Source organism: Sphingobium sp. S6 (assembly GCF_905120495.1).
Lineage (GTDB): Bacteria > Pseudomonadota > Alphaproteobacteria > Sphingomonadales > Sphingomonadaceae > Sphingobium > Sphingobium agri.
Genome location: NZ_CAJHOG010000001.1, coordinates 41,106 through 59,092 on the forward strand (window position 1 = coordinate 41,106; position 17,987 = coordinate 59,092).

General features: G+C 64.6%; 17 protein-coding genes. 13 read left to right on the forward strand and 4 right to left on the reverse strand.

The window, feature by feature from the left end; genetic code table 11:
- Positions 1-101: 101 nt before the first annotated feature.
- The 8 genes from SPHS8_RS00235 (at position 102) to SPHS8_RS00270 (ending at position 8,962) form a co-directional block, all read left to right on the forward strand.
- A complete protein-coding gene (locus SPHS8_RS00235) occupies positions 102-653 on the forward strand; it encodes a tail tape measure protein (RefSeq protein WP_201514817.1) in 552 nt (183 codons plus the stop codon).
- Positions 650-2,980, forward strand: coding sequence for a DUF2460 domain-containing protein (locus tag SPHS8_RS00240; RefSeq protein WP_201513408.1), 2,331 nt, complete (start codon positions 650-652; stop codon positions 2,978-2,980). The genes SPHS8_RS00235 and SPHS8_RS00240 overlap by 4 nt, the downstream gene beginning before the upstream one ends.
- The gene (locus tag SPHS8_RS00245; RefSeq protein WP_201513409.1) at positions 2,977-3,792 is read left to right on the forward strand and encodes a DUF2163 domain-containing protein; all 816 of its coding nucleotides are present in this window, start codon (positions 2,977-2,979) and stop codon (positions 3,790-3,792) included. The genes SPHS8_RS00240 and SPHS8_RS00245 overlap by 4 nt, the downstream gene beginning before the upstream one ends.
- Complete coding sequence (locus tag SPHS8_RS00250; RefSeq protein WP_201513410.1) at positions 3,789-4,211, forward strand: peptidoglycan endopeptidase; 423 nt, start codon at positions 3,789-3,791, stop codon at positions 4,209-4,211. The genes SPHS8_RS00245 and SPHS8_RS00250 overlap by 4 nt, the downstream gene beginning before the upstream one ends.
- Positions 4,199-6,394 (forward strand): phage tail protein, encoded by a 2,196-nt coding sequence (locus SPHS8_RS00255; RefSeq protein ID WP_201513411.1) that lies wholly within the window; start codon positions 4,199-4,201, stop codon positions 6,392-6,394. Before SPHS8_RS00250 ends, SPHS8_RS00255 begins: the two co-directional genes overlap by 13 nt.
- 29 nt (positions 6,395-6,423) lie before the next feature.
- On the forward strand, positions 6,424-6,927 hold the full coding sequence (locus tag SPHS8_RS00260) for a DUF2793 domain-containing protein (RefSeq protein ID WP_201513412.1): 504 nt from the start codon (positions 6,424-6,426) through the stop codon (positions 6,925-6,927).
- 177 nt (positions 6,928-7,104) lie between these two features.
- A complete protein-coding gene (locus SPHS8_RS00265) occupies positions 7,105-8,193 on the forward strand; it encodes an OmpA family protein (protein ID WP_201513413.1) in 1,089 nt (362 codons plus the stop codon).
- A 220-nt stretch (positions 8,194-8,413) separates the two neighbouring features.
- Entirely contained in the window at positions 8,414-8,962 is a 549-nt protein-coding gene (locus SPHS8_RS00270; RefSeq protein ID WP_201513414.1) for a superoxide dismutase family protein, read from the forward strand.
- 32 nt (positions 8,963-8,994) lie between these two features.
- Here the strand turns inward: SPHS8_RS00270 and thpR are convergent, their stop codons facing one another.
- The gene (gene thpR, locus SPHS8_RS00275) at positions 8,995-9,540 is read right to left on the reverse strand and encodes an RNA 2',3'-cyclic phosphodiesterase (protein WP_201514818.1); all 546 of its coding nucleotides are present in this window, start codon (positions 9,538-9,540) and stop codon (positions 8,995-8,997) included.
- Positions 9,541-9,699: 159 nt separating this feature from the next.
- Here thpR and SPHS8_RS00280 point away from each other — a divergent pair, with 159 nt between their 5' ends.
- Positions 9,700-10,434: a Bax inhibitor-1/YccA family protein gene (locus SPHS8_RS00280; protein WP_201513415.1), complete on the forward strand. Its 735-nt coding sequence runs from the start codon at positions 9,700-9,702 to the stop codon at positions 10,432-10,434.
- A 79-nt stretch (positions 10,435-10,513) separates the two neighbouring features.
- On the opposite strand, the gene SPHS8_RS00285 is transcribed toward SPHS8_RS00280, so the two are convergent.
- From SPHS8_RS00285 to SPHS8_RS00295, 3 genes are all read right to left on the reverse strand, one after another.
- The gene (locus SPHS8_RS00285; protein ID WP_201513416.1) at positions 10,514-11,143 is read right to left on the reverse strand and encodes a glutathione S-transferase family protein; all 630 of its coding nucleotides are present in this window, start codon (positions 11,141-11,143) and stop codon (positions 10,514-10,516) included.
- Positions 11,144-11,361: 218 nt separating this feature from the next.
- Positions 11,362-13,680 carry an ATP-dependent Clp protease ATP-binding subunit ClpA gene (gene clpA / locus SPHS8_RS00290; protein WP_201513417.1) on the reverse strand — a complete coding sequence of 773 codons (2,319 nt, stop codon included), beginning with the start codon at positions 13,678-13,680 and terminating at the stop codon, positions 11,362-11,364.
- A 157-nt stretch (positions 13,681-13,837) separates the two neighbouring features.
- The gene (locus SPHS8_RS00295) at positions 13,838-14,035 is read right to left on the reverse strand and encodes a DUF1192 domain-containing protein (RefSeq protein WP_097091141.1); all 198 of its coding nucleotides are present in this window, start codon (positions 14,033-14,035) and stop codon (positions 13,838-13,840) included.
- A 101-nt stretch (positions 14,036-14,136) separates the two neighbouring features.
- Here SPHS8_RS00295 and SPHS8_RS00300 point away from each other — a divergent pair, with 101 nt between their 5' ends.
- The 4 genes from SPHS8_RS00300 to SPHS8_RS00315 all read left to right on the forward strand — a co-directional run bounded on the left by SPHS8_RS00300 (position 14,137) and on the right by SPHS8_RS00315 (position 17,929).
- Positions 14,137-15,141: an NAD(P)H-quinone oxidoreductase gene (locus SPHS8_RS00300; RefSeq protein ID WP_201513418.1), complete on the forward strand. Its 1,005-nt coding sequence runs from the start codon at positions 14,137-14,139 to the stop codon at positions 15,139-15,141.
- Positions 15,142-15,242: 101 nt separating this feature from the next.
- Positions 15,243-16,103, forward strand: a complete 861-nt coding sequence (locus tag SPHS8_RS00305; RefSeq protein ID WP_201513419.1) for a UDP-2,3-diacylglucosamine diphosphatase — start codon at positions 15,243-15,245, stop codon at positions 16,101-16,103.
- The gene (locus tag SPHS8_RS00310; RefSeq protein ID WP_201513420.1) at positions 16,103-17,131 is read left to right on the forward strand and encodes a glycosyltransferase family 4 protein; all 1,029 of its coding nucleotides are present in this window, start codon (positions 16,103-16,105) and stop codon (positions 17,129-17,131) included. The genes SPHS8_RS00305 and SPHS8_RS00310 overlap by 1 nt, the downstream gene beginning before the upstream one ends.
- Before the next feature lie 114 nt (positions 17,132-17,245).
- On the forward strand, positions 17,246-17,929 hold the full coding sequence (locus SPHS8_RS00315; protein ID WP_097091145.1) for a DUF1013 domain-containing protein: 684 nt from the start codon (positions 17,246-17,248) through the stop codon (positions 17,927-17,929).
- The last annotated feature ends 58 nt before the right edge of the window (positions 17,930-17,987 follow it).

The window sequence follows — 17,987 nt, forward strand, 5'->3', positions numbered from 1 at the left end:
TCGACTGCGCTCGAACGAACGGAGGTATCGTGTGGGGCGCGCCCCCACCCCAACCCCTCCCCTCAAGTGGAGGGGCTTTTTTGTCTGAGCTGGAGGTGGGGATGGACGAGGAAATCGAGACGCTGGTGGTGCGGGTTCGGGCGGATACGCAGGGCTTGTCGCGCGATGTGGAGGCGATGCGGGGGGCGTTGGAAGGGCCGCTGGCTTCAGGCGCGGAGCGGGCTGGGCGGCGGATTGAGCAGGGGTTGTTGCGGGCGGTGCGGAGCGGGCGCTTTGGTTTTGAGGAACTGAAGCAGGCTGCGTTGTCGGTGTTGGAGGAAATCGCCGCCGGAGCGGTGCGGTCTGGCGCGGCAAGTGTCGGGGGTGTGGGTGGTTCCCTGCTGACATTGGGTGCCGCTGCGCTGGGTCTGCCGGGGCGGGCGACGGGTGGGCCGGTGTCGCCGGGGCGCGCCTATGTGGTGGGCGAGCGGGGGCCGGAATTGTTCGTGCCCACGGCGAGCGGCCAGGTGGTCGCACATGGCGGCGGTGGCGGGCGTGATGTGCGGGTGAGCATCGCTGTCCAGGGGCGCGGCGAAGGGTTCGATAACGCCCGGATGCTGGCGCGGAGCGCGCGGCAGGTAGCACGAGCGGTCAGGGGGGCGCTGAACGGATGAGTGGGCTGGGCTATTGGCTGGCGGACGCGCGGCGGGGGCAGGAGGAGCGCTTTATGAAGCGTTTCGCGCCAACGCATTGGACGGTGAACTTCCCGCGGCCGATGATGGCAAGCGTGGTCACGACCGCGCCGGATGCACTGCGGGTGGATGCGGTCTTTTATGGGTCGGGCGATCTGGCGGGGTTGATCTGGGAAGCGGAGGATAAGTGGAGCCATCCGCTGCTGGCCTATGAGACGGCTCGCGATTTTCGCGCGTGCGTGCTGCGATTCCGCTGGCGGAGCGGGGGGCTCAAGCGGCTGGACGAGGTGCATGGCCCGACGCTGACGATCGAGGGGCGGGATGCTGCGGGCAATGCGAAGTCCTGGTATGTGCGGCTGTGGAATTATGCGAGCGGCACGGCGGAAGATGCTGAAGTCGTTCTGAATTTCGCTGATCTGGATGGCGGGTTCCTGCTGCCGGGCGAAGCTGATCCGGTTTGGGCGGGCGATGTCGACCGGATGTTCATTTCGCTTGGCTCCCCCGGCTATGACGCGGGGACGACAGCCTTTGCGGCGGGGGTCGAGGGATGGGCCGAGCTGTCGAACATCCGCTGCGACGGCGCGGGGTCTGTGCTGAGCGTCGGCGATGTGATGGTGCCCGAACATGGGCTGTCGATGGCGACCGGCTATGATGATTGTTTCAACCAGACGCCCGAGCGGATTGTCGAAGCGATCCATGCGCTGGGCTATCGCGGCGACATCAACCATTATGTGGGAATGAGCCATTATTTCCGGCTCGAACCGCTGGGCGGCGGATTTTACGTCAGCCTTGCCGGAGGCGTGCTGAATGCGCCTTGTGCGGCGTGGCATGCGGATTTTGCGCGGCGGGCGAAGGCGCTACGGCTGGGGGTGATCTGGTCGCTTTCCTATGAGCTGCTGGACGCGCATTGCTGGAACGACTGGAAGCAGCGGGCGGAGAATGGCGATCCCGCGCTGACCGGATGGTCGCCGCCTTCGACATTGCTGTCGCCCGCGCATGACGGAGCGATGAGCTATTTGCGGTTAGTGGCTGGGGCCTTTGTTTCCATCGGCTTAAGCGCTGGGATTCCGATCAAGTTTCAGGTGGGTGAGCCATGGTGGTGGGTGATGCCTGCCGATGGGCGGATCTGCATTTACGACGCAGCGGCGCGGGCGGCCTTTGGCGGGAGCCCGGTGTCGATCAGCGACGTGCGGGGAGCTTTGAGCGGCCCGCAAAAGGCTCTGCTGGATCAGGCGGGGGCAGTGCTGGCGGCTTCGACCGCGGCGCTTTGTGCCTGGGTGAAGGGGGTGGCGCCGGGGGCGGTGACGCATTTGCTCGCCTATCTGCCGACCGTGCTTGATCCGCTGGCTCCGGAGGCGAAGCGGGCGAACATGCCGATCGGCTGGGCGTCGCCCGCCTTCGATGTGTTGCAGCTGGAAGATTATGACTGGGTGACGGAGGGCCGCCCTACGCGCACGTCCAGGGGGATCGAGGTGGCGACGGCGCGGCTCGGCTATCCGGTGGAGGAGCAGCATTATTTTTCGGGCTTCGTGCTGCTGGGTGAGCAGGCGGCGCAGTGGCGGCAGATCGCTGACGCGGCGGAGGCGGCGGTGCGGCGGGGGACGGCGGCGACCTTCATCTGGGCGCTGCCGCAGGTGGCACGGGATGGCTTCACCTGCTTCAGACTTCAGGGGGACGATGAGATGCAAGCCTTTGACGATGTGGCGTTTCCGATCGCCATCGGGCGGGAGGCGAGCCTGTCGCCCGCCTTCTCGACACAGGTGGTGGAGAGCCCGTCCGGCCATGAGCGGCGGAGCAGTGATTGGGCGGATGCGCGGCTGTCCTTCGATGCGGGGCCGGGCGTGCGATCGGAGGCGGACATTGTCGCGCTGATCGCTTTTTTCCGGGCGCGGCGCGGGGCGGCGCGGGGATTTCGTTTCACTGATCCTTATGATGATCGCAGTTGCGGGCCGGGGATGGTGCCGACTGCGCTGGATCAGCGTCTGGGGACCGGGGACGGCGTGCGGACGGAGTTTCCGTTGCAGCGCTATTATGGCGAGGGCGAGGAGGCGCAGGCGCGGCGGATCACCCGGCCGGTTGCGGGCAGCATCAGGGTGGCGGTGAATGGCGTCGAGATCATGAGCGGCTGGAGCCATGCGGGGCTGGGCGTGATCGCCTTTGACGAGGCGCCTGCGCCGGGCGCGCTGCTGACGGCGGGCTATCGCTTCGACGTGCCGGTGCGCTTTGCCGAGGACAGGCTGGACATCAATCGCGCGACCTTTTCGGCGGGCGAGGCGCCTTCGGTGCCGCTGGTGGAGATACGCGAATGAGCGGGGTGGAGGCTTTGGGGAAGCCGCTGTCGACGCTTGCCTTCTGCTGGCGGCTGGAGCGGCGGGACGGGGTGACGATCGGGCTCACCAGCCATGACCGGGACCTGGAGATCGGGCATATCCGCTATCGCGCTGCGCCGGGGATGATGCCTTCGGCTATTCGCAGCGGGATCAGCGCGGAAGCGGGTGATACGGACTTGGCTGGCGCATTGATCGCCGATGCGATCAATGAGGCGGACCTGATGGCGGGGCGCTGGGATGGCGCTGCGCTGGAATTGCGGCTGACCGAATGGGAAGCGCCGGGCGTGCTGTGGTGGCTGCTGGCGAAGGGGGAGATCGGCAGCGTGGCGCGCAAGGGCGGGGCGTTCACGGCGGAGCTGGTGGGGGCGATGGCGGCGCTGAAGGCTCCGGTCGCGCCCTCTACATCGCCCGATTGCCGGGCGCGGCTGGGCGACCGGCAGTGCCGGGTCGATCTGGCGGCGCGACGCAAGGTCGTGACGGTGGAGGCCGTCGATGATGTTGAGGTGAGCGCGGCGGGGTTGGCGGAGGGAGTTTATGCCTTTGGCACCTTGCGGTGGATGACGGGACCCAATGCTGGCGCGGTGCAGGGGGTGGTGGATAATGGGGCGAGCCTGCTTACCCTGTCGGACCCGCCCTCCTTTGCCGTCGCGCCGGGCACGCTGGCGTTGCTGACGGAGGGGTGTGATCGGCAGTTGGAGGCATGCCGGGCGCGGTTCGGCAACGTCGTGAATTTCCGGGGGGAGCCCTATCTGCCGGGGACGGACCTGCTGACGCGCTATCCGGGCGCATGAGCAGCGTACAAGCGGACCGGGTCGTCGCGGCGGCGCGCGATCTGGTGGGGGCGCGGTTCCGCCTGCAGGGGCGGAGCAGGGCGAGCGGCGTGGATTGCGTCGGGCTGGCGGCGCTTGCTCTGGCGGAGGCGGGGCATGAGGCTGCCCTGCCGCGAGGCTATGGGCTGCGATCAGGGGACGAGGCGCTGGCCCGTGACTGGCTGGCGCAGGCTGGATTGGTGGCTGTCGAGCGGCCCAAGGCGGGCGACGTGGTGCTCGCGCGGCCGGGACCTTTGCAATTGCATCTGATGATCCTGGTCCCTGGCGGGCATGTCCATGCCCATGCGGGACTGGGACGCGTGGTCGAGACGCCGGGGCCTTCGCCCTGGCCCGTCATCGGCCATTGGCGGACGATAGAGGAGGAGACATGGCGACTTTAGTGCTGACGGCGCTCGGCACCGCCATTGGCGGGCCGCTGGGTGGAGCGATCGGCGGGCTGATCGGCAGCAGTTTCGATCAGGCGGTGCTGTTCAAGCCCAAGGGGCGCGAGGGCAGGCGGCTCACCGAATTGCAGTTGCAGACGTCGAGCTATGGCGCGCAGATCCCGAAACTGTTCGGAACCATGCGTGTCGCGGGTTCGGTGATCTGGGCGACGGACCTTAAGGAAAAGCGCAACCGGAGCGGCGGCGGCAAGGGGCGGCCGAGCGTCACCAGCTACAGCTATTCGGCGAGTTTTGCCGTGGCCTTGTCGGCGCGGCGGGTGCGGGCGGTGCGGCGCATCTGGGCGGACGGCAATCTGCTGCGCGGCGCGGCGGGCGATTTCAAGTCGGGACTGAACGCGTTTCGCCTGCACCTGGGCGGGGAAGATCAGGCGGCCGACCCGTTGATCGCTTCGGCGGAGGGCATCGCCAAGGCGCCCGCGCATCGCGGGATTGCCTATGCCGTGTTCGAGGACTTGCAGCTTGCCGATTTCGGAAACCGCATTCCTTCGCTGACCTTCGAAGTCGAGGCGGATGCGGGGATGGTGGCGATCGATACGGTGGCGATGGACCTGAGTGGCCGCCTGCTTGCCGCTGCTGGGGATGAGAGCGTGCAGGGATTTGCGGCAGGCGGCACCGATGTGGTGGAGGCGATCACGCCGCTGGTGGAGGCGTGGGACCTTGCCTTTGCCGCTGGGGAGGATGGGCTGCGGCTGATCGGAACGGCTCGGGATGAGCCCGAGGCCGAGGTCGGCCAGGCTAAGCTTTGCAAGCGTGTGAATGGGCGAGCCATCGACGCTGTCGAGCAGACGGGCGGGAGCGTCGAGGCGGTGCCGGTGGCGCTCGCCCTGCGCCACTATGATGCGGCGCGCGACTATCAGGCGGGGGTGCAGCGGGTGACGCGGCCAGGGACGGGGCGGATCGAACGTGGCATCGATCTGCCCGTCACCATGCCCGCCGATGCGGCACGACGGCTGGCGGCGCGACGTTTGGGCCATGACTGGACCGGGCGATCGGCCATGACGCTGCGGTGCGGGTGGGAGGCTCTGCGACACGATCCGGGCGATATCGTGACGGTCGAGAATGTGTCTGGGCGCTGGCGGATCGAGGAGCGGGAATGGGAGGCGATGGCCGTGCGGCTGGCGCTGCGGCGGGTGCCTGGAGCCGGGGGTGTGTTGCCTGCGGGTGCATCATCCGGTTCCATCGTGCGGCAGGTGGATGCTCCGCCAGGACCCACATCGCTGATGCTGGTCGACCTTCCGCCGTTGCGGGACGCGGCCGCCACGGCGCCCTTGATCGCGGCGGCGGCAAGTGGCGGAGAAGGATGGCGGGGCGCGGCCCTCTTCGCGATGAGCGGTGCGGGGGAGGCTGACCCGGTTGGCCGCACGGCGCCTCGCGCGGTGATGGGGCAGGCGGACGAGGTCCTGGGGCAGGGGAGCTGCGTGTTGATCGATGCGGTCAACAGCCTGCATGTGACGTTGCTGGCCGATGACATGGAATTGGGCGACGCGGATGAAGCGGCGCTGGCGCAAGGGCGCAATATTTGCATGGTCGGACGAGAGCTTCTGCAATTTTCCCGTGCGGTGCAGACGGGTGCGGCGAGTTTCCGGTTGGAGGGGCTGCGCCGTGGACTGTTCGGAACCGAGTGGGCTATGGCCGAACACGGTCCTGATGAGCCGTTTCTGCTGATCGAGGAGGAACGGCTCACCGAGCCATTTGCCGGGACGGGCAACAGTGAGATCGGCATGACGCTGCGCCTTGCGGCTCTGGGGATCGGTGATGCCGAGCCGGTGGAGGCAGAACTGGCCGTCAGCGGCGAGGCGGTCACTCCGGTAGCGCCCGTTCACCTGCGCGCCTTATCTGACGGGGCAGGCGGCTGGAACATTCGATGGGTGCGGCGCAGCAGGAGCGGCTGGCGGTGGGTCAGCGGGGCGGATGTGCCAATGGGCGAGGAGGTGGAGCGCTATGAACTGCGCGTTCTGGCGGCTGGCGCTTTGCTTCGGCGGATAGAAACCGGGTCGGCGCAGTGGACTTACGGGGCCGCTGCCTTCGATGCCGACGGCGGGGGCGCTTTGACGATCGAGGTCCGGCAGATCGGGTCCTTCGCCCTGGGACGTCCCGCGTGCATCATGCTGCCTGGCTGATAATCGAGAATGGAAAGGAAATCCGACATATGACGAGCGATGCGACGCCGCGCTGGGCGCTGCCGAACCTGTTTGCCGGGCAGGCTCAGAAGGAACTGTTCCATAACGAGGCTTTGGCAAGGATCGACATGCTGTTGCACGGCCAGGTGGAGAGCGCGGACGAGGGTACGCCGCCGCTGTCGCCCGGGGAAGGGCAATGCTGGATCATCGCTGCGGGCGCGACGGGAAGCTGGCTTGGCCGGGAGGGATTGGTTGCGTGCTGGACCGATGGTGGATGGCGTTATGCCGAGCCTCGTGCGGGTCTGGTCCTGTGGGTGGCGGACAGGGGGCATGTCATGCAATTCGATGGCCACGGATGGGCGGACGGCGCCGTGCGGAGCGATGGGCTCTATGCCGGAGGTTTGCGCGTGGTGGGGACGCGGCGTCCGGCGATCGACAACCCCGTGGGAGGGGGTTCCATCGACAGTGAAGCGAGGAGTTCCATAGCGGCTATTTTGTCCGCGATGCGGGATCATGGACTGATCGAAACATGACTTGAACGTGCCCGACTTTTACAGTGCTGGTGCACGGAAATGCTTATATATCGGGGCTCCCGCAGTCCCCTGATGCATTTTGGCAACAGTTTCACCAAATGTGGACTTGCCATGAAACTTTCTTGCCGATACATGGTTTCAGCAGTCCTTCGTGACACTTTTGAAAGGGGAATCCAAATGCGGAAGCTTGCCCTCGCGGCTGCGCTTGCGACCAGTGCCCTGGCCACCCCGGCCCTGGCGCGTGATGATAGCTGGTATATCGGTATCGAATCCGGCGTCACCATCGTTGAAGATCAGGACATCACTTTCAGCCCCGGTTTCGATCCGTCGACCGGCTTGCCCACCGCCAGCACCACGCTGGAAAATGTGGACTACCACAAGGGTTGGGACGCTGACGCCGTCATCGGTTACGACTTCGGTGGTTTCCGCCTTGAAGCCGAAGCCGGCTACAAGCGCGCTAAGGTCGACCTGGACAACAGCGGCTTCGGCGGCTCCGTCTCGGCTCTCTCGTTCATGCTGAACGGTCTGCTTGACTTCGGTTCGGACGATGGCCTGCAGGGCTTCGTCGGCGGCGGTGTCGGCGTTTCGCGCGCCAAGCTCGCCAACGACCTGGTCAACGACAGCGACACCGGTTTCGCCTGGCAGGCGCTGGCTGGCATTCGCTATCCGCTGACCAACAACCTCGACGTTTCGCTGAAGTATCGCTTCTTCAACCAGGACGATATCAACCTCGTCCCGGCTTACACCACTGCGGTGGGCGTTGCTGGCGGTGACGTCGAAACGAAGCTGCGCACGCATAGCCTTCTGCTGGGTCTGACCTACAACTTCGGTGGTGAACCGGCTGCTCCGCCGCCGCCCCCGCCGCCGCCCCCGCCGCCCCCGCCGCCTCCGCCGCCGCCTCCGCCGGTCGCTGAGTGCAGCCCTGGGCCGTACATCGTCTTCTTCGAATGGGACAAGTCGGACATCACGCCTGACGCCGCCACCATTCTGGACAACGCGGTTTCGGCCTACAGCAACTGCGGCAGCGCCCAGGTCATGCTGGCAGGCTATGCGGACCGTTCGGGTTCGGCCTCGTACAACGTCGGCCTGTCGCAGCGCCGTGCGGACGCCGTCAAGGCCTACATGGCTTCGAAGGGCATCCCCGATGGTGTGATGACGACCCAGGCGTTCGGTGAATCGAACCCCCGCGTCGAAACCGCCGACGGTGTTCGCGAACTGCAGAACCGTCGTGTGGAAATCACCTACGGTCCGGGTTCGGGTCAGTAAGCAAGATCTCCATCTTTCGGGATGGATCAAGGTTGAGGGGCTGGTCGAAAGACCGGCCCCTTTTCCTTTGCGGGGTGTAGGGCGACATGGTGCTGCACAGCACCGGAGGAAAGGGGAGCGGCGGCGATCCGCTCGTCGGCTTGGCATTCTGAACTATATGCGCAACAAACAGCGTCTTGCTGCGTTCGCCAGCCATGCTTCATCGGGAGTGCATTTGATCATGAAACGTGCTGCAATCGTCTTCGCGCCGCTCGCCCTTAGTCTTGCCGCATGTGCAAGCACTGACGTCAGCACCGTCAATAGCGGGGCCGCTGGAGCCTCCAGCGCCCGCGCCGTTCTTCTGGCGGCGGATGGTTCGCGCCGCGGCGAGGCCATGGTGACGGAAGCGGTGGACGGCTTGCATGTGGCGGTACGGGCGATGGGGATCACCCCTGGAGTTCATGCGGTTCATGTGCACATGACGGGTACTTGCACGCCTCCCGACTTTGCCAGCGCGGGCGGCCATTGGAACCCCACGGCCCGGCAGCATGGCAAGGACAATCCTGCGGGCATGCACATGGGGGATATGCCGAACCTCACCGCTGGTGCCGATGGCACGGGCCGGATGGAGTTCGTGATAGCTGGCGCTACGCTACGTAGCGGAGCCAATGCTGTGCTCGACGCTGATGGCGCCGCGATCGTGGTTCATGCGCAGGCGGATGATAACAAGACCGATCCTGCGGGGAATGCAGGCGGGCGCATCGCCTGTGGGATATTGTCCGCTGCGTAAGGCAGCATGCTCTTGGTGGACGCGCGCACTCTCTATAAAGCGGCGGACGTGGCGGGGTAGGTCGCCGCAATCTCATAATGCGCGCCGCTCTGGGTCAAATGGCTTTCGAACAGAGCAAATTCATCTACCGTGAAAGGCGCACTGGAGAGACCGGCATGATGGGTGATGAAGCCTTCCGTATCGCCGCCGCTCCGTCCGAAGCGCGCCAGGGTTATATGGGGCAGGTAGGCGCGTTCTTCTGCCGGGAAGCCTGCTGCGACGCAGACGCGGTCAATCTTCCGGTGAAGGTGTTGGAGAGCATCGTGCGGCTGGACGCCTGCCCATAATATATGGGTGTGTCCCTTGCGATCGAACTGGCCGAGGCCCGCCAAGGAGAGCGAGAAGGGGGAAAAGCGAAGGGACGACAGCGCTTTCGCAAGGTCATCGGCGTGGTGGCGGTCGGCATCGCCTATGAAGCGCAACGTCAGGTGAAGTTGATCGTCATCCTGCCAGCGTGCTCCGGCAATGCCGCCCATCAACGGCAGCAACCGCGTCCGAATGTCCTCCGGCGGGCGAATGGCGACGAACAGGCGGTGCATGTTGCCGATATAGTGAGGCCCGGCCGAGGCGCTAGCGGACAAGCGTGCCGATGTGGCGCTATTCCTTCCACGGAGCGTTGGCTCTTCCCTTGAATTGCCACTCATATGGGGCGATAATAGCGATATCGGCGAAAGTGCGCCGGCGAAGGAGACTATCTCATGGCCAATTGGTCTGACCCCCGATCGAATATTGCCGGTTTCGGCGGGGCGACAGTGGCGCGCGGCGAGGCTTTCGACGCTGGCCTGCGCAGCTACATGCTATCGGTTTACAACTATATGGCGAGCGGCGTGCTGCTGACCGGCATCGTCGCGATGCTGTTCGCGTCCAGCGGCTTTGCCTACCAGATCCTGGCTGGGCCGGGCATTCTGAAATATGTGATCATGCTCGCACCGCTTGCCTTCGTGATGGTGATGAGCTTCGGCATGAACCGGCTGTCGACGGTCGCCATGCAGGCGCTGTTCTGGGCCTATGCGGTGACGATGGGGCTTTCGCTTTCATCGGTTCTACTGGTGTATACCGGTACGTCGGTCGCCCAGACTTTCTTCGCCACCGCTGCAGCTTTTGCGGGACTTAGCCTGTGGGGCTATACGACGAAGAAGGATTTGTCCGGCTTCGGCACCTTCCTGATCATGGGCGTGGTGGGCCTGCTGGTCGCGTCGCTCATCAACCTGTTCCTGCGCTCTAGCGCGCTGGACATGGTGGTCAGCTTCATCGGTGTACTGCTGTTCGCAGGCCTCACCGCCTACGACACGCAGAAGATCAAGAGCATCTACGCCCATGTCGCAGGGACCGACATGATGGGCAAGTCGGTGGTCATGGGGGCGCTGAACCTCTATCTCGACTTCATCAACATGTTCCTGTTCCTGCTGCGCTTCATGGGCAATCGCGACTGATCGCACGCTCGCAGACGAACCGAAAAGGCCCGGTGGAGTGATCCGCCGGGCCTTTTTCTATGGGGTAGTTCAAGAGGAGTCAGGATGACTTTTGCATCTGCGCAATGAGCGCGCCGTCCAGTTCCTTCTGCCGTTTGTAGGCCGGGCGTTCGCGCAGGCGGGCGGCGTAGGCTTCGAAAGCTGGGCGGCTATCGATGGTGCCGAAGGTCAGGCCCCAGTCCACTTGGGAGCCGACATAAACATCGGCGGCGGTGAACTGGTCGCCGCAGATCCATTGGCCGCCCGACACCGCTTTCTCCAGCGTGGTGACGGTCTGGTCATAGCTGCCATAGCCCATCGAGCGCTCCCGGCCTTCGGGCACAGTGAGGCCGAGCGCCTTGTTGGAGACCGCCGCCTCGACCGGACCAGCGGCGAAGAACAGCCAGCGATAATAGTCGGCCCGCTGATCGACGGGCGGGGCGAGACCGGCGTCCGGGAAAGCATCGGCCAGATAGGCGCAGATCGCAGCGGCCTCGGTCACGACCTTGCCCTTGTGTACGATGGCGGGAACCTTGCCCATCGGGTTGATGGCGAGATAGTCGGCCGCCTTCATCGTGCTGTCATAGTCGAGGATGGTCATGTCGTAGGGTTGGCCAATCTCCTCCAGCATCCAGCGGGCGATTTGTCCGCGCGACATGGGGTTGGTGTAGAACGCGATGTCTGTGGGCATGGGGTTCTCCCTTAAGTGCGTGAGAGGGAGAGTGCCGCAAGTCGAGGCTGTGGACTATCGGGAATTTTGTTTGGTGGTTGCCTCGGCTGCTGCGCTGGCCCACCCCCTGGCGCCCTTCCGCTTGCGGGAGGGGGGACAAGTTGATCCCGGCCTCTTTGCCCCCCAAAAAAAAGGGCGGCTTCAGGAGCCGCCCTTTCATCTCATCCGCTTCAGGCCGCTTACTTGGCCGGTTCGGCGGGCTTGGCCTTGCCACCCTTCTTGCCCTTCTTGGGGGCCGCCGGGATGATCTCGAAGGCGAGCGCCTCGTCCTTCAGCCGGACATGCACTTCACCGCCATGCACCAGCTTGCCGAACAGCAGTTCCTCGGCGAGCGGCTGCTTGATCTTTTCCTGCATCAGGCGGCCCATCGGGCGAGCACCGTAGAGCTTGTCATAGCCCTTCTTGGTGAGCCAGCCCTTCGCCTCGTCGTCCAGCGTGATGTGGACGTCGCGGTCGGCCAGTTGCAGTTCCAGCTGGAGCACGAACTTGTCGATGACCCGCGCCACGATCTCCGGCGGCAGATAGCCGAAGGGAACTATGGCATCGAGACGGTTGCGGAATTCCGGGGTGAAGAGCTTCTTCACCGCATCTTCCTGCACATCGTCGCGGGTCAGTTCGCCAAAGCCGATGCTTTCCTTCGCCATGTCCGACGCACCGGCATTGGTGGTCATGATGAGGATGGTGTTGCGGAAGTCCACCGTCTTGCCATGGTGATCGGTCAGGCGGCCATTATCCATCACTTGCAATAGGATGTTGAACAGGTCCGGGTGGGCCTTCTCGATCTCGTCCAGCAGGAGGACGCTGTGCGGGTTCTGATCGACCGCATCGGTCAGCAGGCCGCCCTGATCATAGCCGACATAGCCCGGAGGGGCGCCGATCAGGCGGCTGACCGAGTGGCGTTCCATATATTCCGACATGTCGAACCGCTGGAGCGGAATGCCGAGCAGGTTGGCCAGCTGGCGCGCCACCTCCGTCTTGCCGACGCCGGTCGGGCCGGAGAAGAGATAGCTGCCGATCGGCTTTTCCGGATCGCGCAAGCCCGCCCGCGACAACTTGATCGCGGAGGACAGAACTTCGATCGCCCGGTTCTGGCCGAACACGACGCGCTTCAGATCCGTGTCCAACGTCTCCAGCACGGACTTGTCGTCGGCCGAGACGGTCTTGGGAGGGATGCGGGCCATGGTCGCGATGACCTGCTCGATCTCCTTGGGTGTGATCGTCTTCTTGCGCTTCGACGGCACCACCAGCATCTGCATCGCGCCGACTTCGTCGATCACGTCGATCGCCTTGTCCGGCAGTTTGCGATCGTTGATGTAGCGCGCCGACAGCTCCACCGCCGCCTTGATCGCGTCGGGGGTGTATTTGACGTTGTGATGTTCCTCAAAGGCGCTGCGCAGGCCCGCGAGGATCTTGACCGTGTCCTCGACCGAAGGTTCGTTGACGTCGATCTTCTGGAACCGGCGCAGCAGCGCGCGGTCCTTCTCGAAATGGTTGCGGAACTCCTTGTAGGTGGTGGAGCCGATGCAACGGATCGTGCCGCCCGACAAGGCGGGCTTGAGCAGGTTGGACGCGTCCATCGCCCCGCCGCTGGTGGCGCCAGCGCCGATGACGGTGTGGATTTCATCGATGAAGAGGACCGCATGCGGCATCTTCTCAAGTTCAGTGACGACAGCCTTCAGCCGCTCCTCGAAATCACCGCGATAGCGCGTGCCCGCGAGCAGCGCGCCCATGTCGAGGGAATAGATCACCGCTTCCTTCAAGACGTCGGGAACCTCGCCCTCGACGATCTTGCGCGCCAAGCCCTCCGCGATCGCGGTCTTGCCGACGCCCGGATCGCCCACATAGAGCGGGTTGTTCTTCGACCGGCGGCACAGGATCTGGATCGTCCGGTCGACTTCGGCGCTGCGGCCGATCAGCGGGTCAACCTTGCCCCGCGTCGCCTTCTCATTGAGGTTGACCGTGAACTGCTCCAAGGCACTGTCCTTCTTGCCCTTGCTGTCCTGCGCCTTCTTTTCCTCCTCCTGAGAGCCCTTGGCGGCGCTCTGTTCAGGAGCGGCAGTACCCTTGCCGACGCCGTGGCTGATGTAGCTGACGGCATCCAGTCGGCTCATGTCCTGCTGCTGGAGGAAATAGACGGCGTAACTCTCCCTCTCGGAGAAAAGCGCGACGAGCACATTGGCTCCCGTCACTTCATCCTTTCCGGAAGATTGCACGTGCAGGATGGCGCGCTGGACCACGCGCTGGAAACCGCTGGTGGGGGATGGGTCGCTTGATCCCTCCAGCTTCAGGCTGTCGAGTTCGCTGTCGAGATATTGGGTGACGGCGTCGCCCAGTTCGCCAAGCTCTACACCGCACGCCTGCATCACCTTCGAAGCATGCTCGTCATCGATCAGCGCGAGGAGCAGATGCTCCAGCGTCGCATATTCGTGGCGGCGCTCCGACGCATGGGTCAGCGCGTTGTGCAACGTGGTTTCAAGGGCGGGTGCGAAAGATGGCATTTCTATTCTACTCCTGAGCCCGCAAGAGGGGCTGTCTTGAACCATATGTCGGCATTGCTCGACGGCGGATCAAGGAGGGGTCCCTGATCGCCGGAATTGCCAGACTGCCCGTGCCCGAAGAGACCCTGTTCAGGGCCGCAGGGGGCGGGGCGCGGGTTCATCGCTTGAATAACGCCTCGGCACTTGATTTGTGGTTAACGGCGCTTTCAATCTTTGATCTGGTGCGGGCTATTTCACCCTCCAGCGCCGCGATGCGCTCTTCCAGATCGGCAAGGGACAAGGGACCCAAATCCTGTCGAAGCAGTTGGGCCAGCGGATCATCAATCTTGCGAGGCAGATCGTCGTCCATGTCCATATATGCCAATGTTGACCCTCGCGGCGGCTCTGTCAATAAGGGGCTTGAGCCGCTGGCGAATTTCAGCTGCGGCTTGATGATGGGGCTGGGGGAACGTGATCATGGCGATTGAGGCGGCGTTGCCCCAGGAAATGATGGCGGTCGCCATTCCCGTTCCGGGCGGCCCTGAGGCGCTGGTGCCCGAACGCCGCCCTGTGCCGGTTCCGGCCGAGGATGAGGTGCTGATCCAGGTGGCGGCGGCGGGCGTCAACCGGCCTGATGTCTTGCAGCGGCAAGGAAAATATCCGCCGCCGCCGGGCGCTTCGGACATTCCTGGGCTGGAAGTTGCCGGAACCATCGTCGCGGCTGGCGGCAGCGCCGGACGGCTGATCGGCCAGCGCGTCTGCGCCCTGCTGCCGGGCGGCGGCTATGCGGAATATGCGGTCGCGCCTGCCGGGCAGTGCCTCCCCGTTCCGGACAGCTATGACATTGTCGAGGCGGCGGCCTTGCCAGAGACGCTCTTCACCGTCTGGACCAATTTGTTCGAGCGGGCCTATGTCGTCGGCGGCGACACGGTGCTGGTGCATGGCGGCACCAGCGGCATCGGCACCATGGCGGTTTCGCTTTGCCGCCTGTTCGATATCACCATCATCGTCACTTGCGGCAGCGACGCGAAATGCGAGCAGGCGAAGGCGTGGGGCGCGGATCACGCCATCAATTACCGGGACCAGGACTTTGTCGAGGAGGTGAAGCGCATCACCGGCGGGCAGGGCGTGCAGGCGGTGCTCGACATGGTGGGCGGGAACTATGTGCCGCGCAACCTCCAATGCCTTGCCGAAGATGGCCGCCATGTATCCATCGCGGTGCTGGGCGGCGCCAAGGCGGAAATCTTCATTCCGGCGGTGATGTCCCGGCGGCTGACGCTGACCGGATCGACGCTGCGCCCCCGCTCCTCCGCCTTCAAGAGCCTGGTCGCCGATGAAATTGTCCGTGAGGTCTGGAGCTTCGTCCAGGAAGGCAGGCTGCGGCCGGCGATGGACCAGCGCTTTCCGCTCGCCGAGGCGGCACGGGCTCATGCGCGGATGGATGCCGGGGAGCATTTCGGCAAGATCGTGCTGACCGTCTGACGCGGTGCCACAGTAGCAATTCCGTCACATTCGGTGCGGGATTGTAACATTGCCCGGCTAAGGATTCGGTCCCGAGGACAACAGCTCCAAAGGCCCGTTTCATGAATGCCATCACGCGCTTGCCCTTTCTGGCGGACACGGATGAAGGCACGCACAGCCTCGATACGCCAGAGCGTGCGGGGAAGCGCAAACGCTACCGCACCATCTGGATCTCCGATATCCATCTCGGCACGCGCGGCTGTAACGCCCGGATGCTGATCGACTTCCTCGACAGCGTCGATAGCGACACCATGTATCTGGTCGGGGATATCATCGACGGCTGGAAGTTGAAGCGCCGCTTCTACTGGCCTGCCGCGCATAATGACGTGGTCTGGCGCATCATGAAGCGGGCCAAGCGCGGCACCCGCGTCGTCTACATTCCCGGCAATCATGACGAAATGTTCCGCCAGTTCACCGGCCTCAGCTTCGGCGGCGTCGAAATCAGGCGCAAGGCGATCCATGAGACCGCCGATGGCCGCAAGCTCCTCGTGCTGCACGGGGACGAGTTCGATACCATCATGCTCGCCCATCGATGGCTCGCTTTCGTGGGGGACGCGGCCTACACGTTGCTGATGCGCCTGAACGTCGTGGTGAACGCCGTTCGGCAACGCATGGGCCTGCCCTATTGGTCGCTCAGCAAGACGGCCAAGCACAAGGTCAAGAATGCGGTCGAGTTCATCTCCCGCTTCGAGGAGGTCGTCGCGCATCAGGCGGGCACGCGCGGCGTCGATGGCGTGGTGTGCGGCCATATCCATAATGCCGAAATGCGCGAGATCGGCGGCATCCAATATTATAATGATGGCGATTGGGTGGAAGGCTGCACGGCGCTGGTTGAACATTTCGACGGCCGCATGGAGGTGCTGCACTGGGCCGATGAGGTTGCCGCGCGCACCGCCGCCACTGACGCGAAGATGGCCGCCTGATGCGCATCGTCATCGTGACTGACGCTTGGTCGCCCCAGGTGAACGGCGTCGTCCGGACGCTCCAGACCATCATGGCGGAGCTTGAGGCGCGGGGTCATGCCGTCAAGATCATCTCGCCCGACCTCTACGGTTCTTTCCCTTGCCCGACCTATCCGGAAATCCGGCTCGCATTCGTCCGATCAAGCGTCGTGGGCGAGGCGATCGCGGCCTTTCAGCCGGACGCGGTCCATATCGCGACCGAGGGGCCATTGTGTCTGGCTGCGCGGCGCTGGTGCCTGCGGGGCGGGGTGCCTTTCACCACGGCATATCACACGCATTTCCCCGACTATGTCTCGCGCCGGACAGGGCTGCCCGCCAGCTGGTTCTGGTCCTATATCCGCTGGTTCCATGGTCCTGCTCGGGCGGTGCTCGTCTCCACCGGATCGGTGCGGCAGCAGCTCCGCGCGCATGGCCTGGCGCAGGTGCGGCCGTGGGGCAGGGGCGTGGACCTTGCCGCCTTCACGCCCGAGGCAGAGCCGCCAGCGCTCTTCGCTAGCTTGCCGCGGCCCATCCAGCTCTATGTCGGCCGCGTCGCGATCGAGAAGAATCTCGAAGCCTTTCTCGGCAACGCGCATTCCGGCAGCAAGGTCGTCGTTGGGGATGGTCCCGCCCGGGCCCAGCTGGAAACCGCCTATCCGGACGCGCATTTTCTCGGTCCGCTGTTCGGGGCGGAGCTTGCCGGCGCTTATGCGGGGGCTGACGTGTTCGTCTTCCCCAGCCGCACCGACACGTTCGGCCTTGTCATGATAGAGGCGATGGCCTGCGGGACGCCCGTCGCCGCTTATCCCGTCAGCGGCCCGATCGACATCGTGACCCCGGCGAGTGGCGCGCTTTCCGATGATCTGGAGGACGCCATCGCCCTCGCGCTGCGTGGCGATCGTGCCGCCTGCGCCGCCCAAGGCCGACGCTTCAGCTGGGCACGCAGCGCCGACGAGTTTCTCACTGGCCTTCACTGCATCGATGCCGCCGCGAGAGACAGCGCGGCCTGACGCTTTTCCTTGCTCCACCGGGCTTCTTGCACTATCTCAGGACGGGCGTGGCCGCCCTGCTTGGGCGGCCCTTGTTGTTTTTAGTGCCGGAGAATCCTCGTGTCCCAGCCTCTCATGCCCCATGCGACCGCCAGTTGGCTGGTCGACAATACCGCGCTCGGCTTTGATCAGATCGCGGAATTTTGCGGGCTGCACATCCTGGAAGTACAGGCGATCGCGGATGACACGGCTGGCATCAAATATACCGGCCGCGATCCCGTTCGTGCCCATGAAATCACCATGGACGAAATTCACAAGGGTGAGGCGAACCCCGATTACCGTCTCAAGATGCTGAAGGGTCCCGAGCCGGTTCGCCGTACCAAGGGGCCGCGCTACACGCCGGTGTCGAAGCGTCAGGACAAGCCCGATGGCATCGCCTGGATCCTGCGCAACCATCCGGAAATCTCGGACGGCGCGATCGGCAAGCTGATCGGCACCACCCGCACCACCATTGCCGCGATCCGCGATCGCACGCACTGGAACATCTCCAACATCGTGCCCAAGGATCCGGTGACGCTCGGCCTCTGCTCACAGCGCGAACTGGATGCGCTGGTGACGAAGGCCGCGAAGAAGGCCGGTATTGAAGCGCCGACCGACTCCCGCCTGGATGGCGACCGCGAAGCGCTGATCGAAGAACTGCGCCGCGAGCGCGACGATGCCGCCCGCCGCGCCGAGGAAGCGTTGAAGAGCGAGTCCGACCTGATCTCGGGCGCCGCGACCATCCTCGACCCGTTCAGCAACAACCAGGGTCAGGTCTGATCCTCTTCTGACGCCCTGCTTTACGCTTGCGTAAAGCAGGGGTCCGGCTTACACCTGC